The organism is Streptomyces boncukensis, assembly GCF_011045075.1.
GTDB lineage: Bacteria > Actinomycetota > Actinomycetes > Streptomycetales > Streptomycetaceae > Streptomyces > Streptomyces boncukensis.
In genome coordinates this window covers 1-1,221 of record NZ_JAAKZZ010000979.1, presented here as the reverse complement: position 1 = coordinate 1,221, position 1,221 = coordinate 1, and the positions used below count along the sequence as shown (strand labels likewise).

Below are 1,221 nucleotides of genomic sequence, written 5' to 3'. Positions count from 1 at the left end.
CCCCGGCCCCCAACACCCCCAGCCATATGATGAGTTGAGGAGTCCCCCATAACATGACGCCCGGGTCACATTCGCGTTGCCATCGCGTCGAGCACGGCACGAGACCAAGACTGTTGCGGTGATGAGCTGACTGGCGCATCAGATAGTTTTGCGTTTTTCTCAACACTCTCGTACCGTGACAGGCATGCAGCAAGACGCAGGCAGCCGTGTCGCCGACGCGGCGGGCGATGTGGCGGACCGGGTGCGCAAGGTCATCGAGGCCGCCGGGTGCAGCCAGCGCGAGTTCGCGCGGCGGATCGTGATGGACCCGTCCAAGCTCTCCCGCTCGCTGGGCGGAAGCCGCCGCTTCACCGTCGCCGAGCTCGCCCGGATCGCCGACGCGGGCGCGGTGGACGCCGGCTGGCTGCTCGGCCCGGGGGAAGGCGGAACCCCGGCAGACGGAACCCCGGGAGACGGGACCCCGGGAGACGGGACCTCGGCAGGCAGGACCGCCGGAGACGGAGACGGTGCCGGTCGCGATGCCGGGGCCGGGTCCCGTGGGCGCGGCCGGTCCGCCGGGGCCGCCCCGCAGGCCACCGTCACGGGGCGACCGCTGCAGATCGTCCAGGAGACGGTCCGGCTGATCGCGGAGTGCGGCTTCCACTCCGTGCGGGTCGCGGACATCGCCGCCGCCTGCGACACCAGCACCGCCGCCATCCACTACCACTTCCCCGGCCGCGCCGAGCTGCTGGAGGCCGCTGTGCGCTGGTGCATGGACGAGGACACCGACCGCCGCGCCGCGCGGCTGACCGCGGCCGGAGACGCCGGAGACGCCGCCGGGGAGCTGCGTCAGCTCCTCGCCCTGCAGACCCCGCGTACCGCACAGCAGCGCCGTCAGTGGCTGGTGTGGCTCGACCTGTGGGCCGAGGCCGCGCGCTCGACCGCCATCGGGCGGCTGCACGTCGACTACTACCGGCAGTGGCGCACCACCGTCGCGGAGGTGATCCGGCGCGGCGTCGCACAGGGCGTCTTCCGGGACGTGGACCCGGAGTTCAGCGCCCTGCGCCTGACCGCCCTCATCGACGGGCTGGCCTCCCAGGTGCTGGCCGCAGCCGCGGGCGGCGACGACGGGACCGGGGCCGGCCCGGACACGATGTACGCCGCGCTGCTCGCCCATGTCGACGCCGAGTTGGCCGTGCCCTCCGCGTGACCGCCGGGCCGATCCCGTCGCCCCCACCGCCC

The 1,221-nt window shown here is 73.5% G+C and carries 1 protein-coding gene; it reads left to right on the top strand.

What is annotated here, in order from left to right; all coding sequences use genetic code 11:
• Positions 1-184 precede the first annotated feature (184 nt).
• A complete protein-coding gene (locus tag G5C65_RS37435) occupies positions 185-1,189 on the top strand; it encodes a TetR/AcrR family transcriptional regulator (protein ID WP_165303494.1) in 1,005 nt (334 codons plus the stop codon).
• Positions 1,190-1,221: the final 32 nt, after the last annotated feature.